Origin of the sequence: Clavibacter sp. MX14-G9D, from assembly GCF_032917815.1 — a bacterium.
Taxonomy (GTDB): domain Bacteria; phylum Actinomycetota; class Actinomycetes; order Actinomycetales; family Microbacteriaceae; genus Clavibacter; species Clavibacter michiganensis_K.
The window spans coordinates 1-4250 of record NZ_JAVCVL010000224.1; the positions used below are offsets into that span (position 1 = coordinate 1).

4 protein-coding genes are annotated in these 4250 nt (G+C 74.1%); 2 read left to right on the forward strand and 2 right to left on the reverse strand.

Going from position 1 to position 4250, the window contains the following annotated elements:
- Window positions 1-68 precede the first annotated feature (68 nt).
- Both Q6969_RS13525 and Q6969_RS13530 read right to left on the reverse strand, forming a co-directional pair.
- Window positions 69-959, reverse strand: a complete 891-nt coding sequence (locus Q6969_RS13525; RefSeq protein WP_317230905.1) for an SMP-30/gluconolactonase/LRE family protein — start codon at window positions 957-959, stop codon at window positions 69-71.
- A complete protein-coding gene (locus tag Q6969_RS13530; RefSeq protein WP_317230906.1) occupies window positions 956-1804 on the reverse strand; it encodes an SDR family NAD(P)-dependent oxidoreductase in 849 nt (282 codons plus the stop codon). Before Q6969_RS13530 ends, Q6969_RS13525 begins: the two co-directional genes overlap by 4 nt.
- A gap of 52 nt (window positions 1805-1856) precedes the next feature.
- Between Q6969_RS13530 and Q6969_RS13535 the strand changes: the two genes are divergently transcribed.
- Window positions 1857-2639 (forward strand): SDR family oxidoreductase, encoded by a 783-nt coding sequence (locus Q6969_RS13535; protein WP_317230907.1) that lies wholly within the window; start codon window positions 1857-1859, stop codon window positions 2637-2639.
- Between the two features lie 101 nt (window positions 2640-2740).
- Entirely contained in the window at window positions 2741-4162 is a 1422-nt protein-coding gene (locus Q6969_RS13540; RefSeq protein WP_317230908.1) for an MFS transporter, read from the forward strand.
- The last annotated feature ends 88 nt before the right edge of the window (window positions 4163-4250 follow it).

Sequence of the window (4250 nt, forward strand, 5' to 3'; positions counted from 1 at the left end):
CTCGTGCGCGCGGCCGCCCGTCGGGCCGGACGCGGCGCCGCGTTCGTCGACTCGGCCTCGGCGACCGCCTACGCGTAGGCGGCGGCGGCTGGCCCCGTGACGCCCGGCCGCACCGCGAACAGCATCCCCGCGCGCGGGTGGCGCGCCGAGTCCTCCGCCGAGTAGCCCTCCTGCGAGGTCGTGATCACGAGCACGTCGCGGTCGGGCCCGACGAACGCGCAGCTGGAGACCTGGGGTGCGTCCACGCGCACCGAGCCGACGTGCTCGCCGGTCGGGGAGTAGCGGCGCACCTCGCCGCCGCCCCAGAGCGCGACCCAGAGGAAGCCCTCGTCGTCGACGCACATGCCGTCCGGGTGGCCGTCGGCGGGGTCGATCTCGACCACCACCTCGGGATCCGCGAGGCCGCCCTCGTCGGTCACGCGGAAGCGGCGCACCTGCTGGGTGGTGGTGTCGATGTAGAGCATCTCCGACCCGTCGGCCGAGAAGGCCGTGCCGTTCGAGATGGTGACGCCCTCGAGGACGGTCGTCGCGACGCCGCGGTCGAGCAGGTACAGCGCGCCCGCGCCGGGCGTCTTGTCGAAGGCCATGGACCCGGCCCAGAGGCGGCCGCGCGGATCCACCTCGCCGTCGTTCATGCGGCGGCGGATGCCGTCGGCCGGGAGGACGTCCGCCATCGGGATCAGCTCGCCGTCCGCCGTGAGGCGGACGAAGCCGTCGCGCGCGGCGAGCACGTGGCCGCCGTCCGCGTGCCGGACGACCGCGCCGAGGGGGCCGCCGACCTGCGTCTCCGTGACCGGACCCACCGTGAGGGACACGGGATCGAACTCGGCCTCGCGCAGAATCCCGAGGTACTGGTCCGCCCACAGCAGCGTCCCGCGCGCCGGGTCCCAGAGCGGCGCCTCCGCGTGCTCGGAGCGGACGGCATCGAGCGGCTGCGCCTCCCAGACGGTGACGGTCATCGGGCGCCGCCCGCGGCCGGGCCGGGCGTGCCGGCGGCGTCAGACGCGCCGGTCGCGGCGCCGTCGCGCGGCCCGCGCACGGGAGCGCCCTCGCCCTCGTAGGCGCGCTGCGGCATCTGCGTGGCGAGCTTGCCGCCGCTCACGTCCACGAGGGTGCCGGTGATGTAGCCGGCCCGGTCGCTCGCGAGGAACACCAGCAGGTCGGCCACGTCGTCGGGCCGCTCCCACCGGCGGATGCTGAGGGTGTCGAGCAGGCGGTCCTGCGCGGGCTCCGGCATCTCGGCGAAGCCGTTCATGGCCGTCGGGATCATGCCCGGCGCGTACGCGTTGACGGTGATGCCCCACGGCCCCAGCTCGCTCGCGAGCACGCGCGTGAACTGCACGACCGCGGCCTTCGACGCGCCGTACGCGGCCGCGCCGACGCTCGGGACGACGGCCGCGAACGACGCCGCGTTGATGATGCGCCCGCCTCCCGCCGCCTTCATGGCGGGGATGACGGCCTGGGACAGCAGGAACACGCCGCCCACGTTCACGTCGAACGCGGCCTGCCAGCGCGCGGGCTCCAGCGTCTCGACCCGCCCCTCGACGTTGATGCCCGCGTTGTTGACGAGCACGTCGATGCGGCCCGCGGCCGCGAGCACCTCGGCGACCGCCGCCTGCACGGACGCCGGGTCGGTGACGTCGGCGACGATCCCCGTGATCCCGTCGGGGAGCTCGTCCCCGAAGCGGAGGTCGAGCCCGAAGACCCGGCACCCCTCGGCCAGGAAGCGCTCCGCGAGCGCGCGGCCGATGCCCTGCGCGGCACCGGAGACGACGACGACCCTGTCGTGGAGGTCGATGAGCATGCGTGTTCCCCACAGTCCTAATAGCGTTTCCCTCAACGTAGGGGAGACCGCCATGTCCGGAGCACGGATGAACGACCAGCACGACCACCGCGACGTCGATGCATCGGGGGAGGGGGCGGGCGGCCCGCGGACCCTGTGGGTGAGCGGCGCGGGATCCGGCGTCGGACGCGCCACCGCCGTCGCCGCGGCCCGCGACGGCTGGCACCTCGTGCTCTCGGGCCGCCGCCTCGAACCGCTCGAGGAGACGCGCGCGCTCGTGGACGACCTCGGGTCCACCGCGGTCGTCGCCCCGCTCGACGTCACCGACGACGCCGCGCTCGCCGCCGTGATCGCGGGCCTCGACCGGCTCGACGGGGTCGTCGTGGCGGCCGGCCTCAACGCCCCGCGCCGGTCGTGGGCCGAGCAGGACCTCGCCGACTTCGACCGCATCGTCGCGACCAACCTCACCGGACCCGCGCACCAGGTCGCCGCCGCGCTGCCGCTCCTGCGCGTCGCCGGCGGCACGGTCGTGCTCGTCTCCTCGTACGCCGCGTGGACCCACTCGCCGGGCGCCGGGGTGGCCTACAGCGCCTCGAAGACGGCGCTCTCGACGCTCGTGCGCGACCTCAACGCGCAGGAGGCGGGCGCGGGGATCCGCGCCACGCACCTCTGCCCGGGCACCATCGACAGCGACTTCCTGGCGCTGCGCCCCACCGTGCCGGACGCCGCCGAGCGCGCCGCGATGCTCACGCCCGACGACGTGGCCCGCGCGGCGATGTTCGTGCTCGCGTCGCCGCCGCACGTGCGGATCGACGAGCTGGTGCTCTCCCCGATGTCGCAGCGCGGCGGCTTCTGAGCGGGACCGGCGCGCCGGATCCGCCCTCCCCCTAGTCGATCGTCTGGGAAGGGAGTTGAGTGGTCCTCCGTCACGCCGAGGTGACCCACAGGAGGCACAGCATGAGCACGAGCGAGCGCACGCGCACCGACGGGGACGCCATGCGGCGCGGTCTCCTCTCCTTCATGGCGGCCCCGCCGCCCGCACCGCGGCTGGACGACGCCACCGTCGCGCGGCGCTACCCGCGGCTCCGCCTGCAGGTGTTCATGGGCATCTTCATCGGCTACGCGGCCTACTACCTCATCCGCAACAACGTGCCCCTGGTGGCCACGATCCTCCGCGACGAGAACGGCTTCAGCGCCCTCGGCCTCGGGATCCTCACCAACGGCGTGCTGCTCGCGTACGGCTTCAGCAAGTTCCTGAGCGCCATCGTCAGCGACCGCAGCAGCGCTCGCTGGTTCCTGCCCATCGGCCTGCTCCTGTCGGCGCTCGCGAACCTGGTGGTGGCGTTCGTGCCGGCCGTCGGCGCCTCCGTGGCGCTGTTCGCCGTCGTCATGATCGTGAACGGCTTCTTCCAGGGGATGGGCTGGCCGCCGTCCGGCCGCACCCTCGTGCACTGGTTCTCCACCTCGGAGCGCGGCGGGAAGACCGCCATCTGGAACGTCGCCCACAACGTCGGCGGCGCCGGCGCGGGCGGCCTCGCGGGACTCGCGATCGCGACCTTCGGCACCTGGCAGAGCGCGTTCTGGTTCCCGGCGCTCGTCTGCATCGTCATCGCGCTGATCGCCTTCGTGCTCCTCCGCGACACCCCCGAGTCGGAGGGCCTGCCGCCCATCGAGGAGCACCGCCACGACCCGGCGCCCGTCGAGACCGACGCAGCCGACGAGGGCGCGTCGACCTGGTCGACCATCCGCCGCTACGTCATCGGCAACCGGACCATGGTGAACCTGGCGCTCGCGAACGTCTTCGTCTACACGCTCCGCTACGGCGTGCTCGTCTGGGCGCCGATCTACCTGGCCGACGTGCGCGGGGCCAGCCTCGGCGAGGGCATCGCCGGGTTCTCGCTGTTCGAGCTCGCGGGCATCCCCGGCACGCTCCTCTGCGGGTACATCAGCGACAAGGTGTTCCGCGGGCGGCGCTCGCCCACGGGGATCCTGTTCATGGCCGCGGTCGGCGTGGCCGTCGCCATCTACTGGCTCTCGCCCGTCGACGGCCCGCTCTGGATCTCGCTCGCCGCCCTCGTCCTCATCGGCGGCCTGATCTACGGCCCGGTCATGCTCATCGGCCTGCAGGCGCTGGACCTCAGCCCCCGCAAGGTCGCCGGCACCGCGGCCGGGTTCACGGGCCTGTTCGGCTACGTGCTCGGCGCGACGCTCGCCTCCACGGGCATCGGCGCCTCCGTGCACGCGTTCGGCTGGGACGTCACCTTCGTCCTCATCCTCGTGTGCGTCGTCCTCGCGATCGTGCTGCTGGCGATCGTCGGCAAGGACGAGTCGGCGCTGCGCCGCCGCCGCGAGGAGCGCGGGGACATCGCGGCCCGCTGAGGCCGCTCACGGCCGGGCCGCCGGCCCACCAGCCTGCTCGCCCGCCAGCCCGCCGGCCTGTCCCATCGGGCGGGCCGGCGGGTCAGTC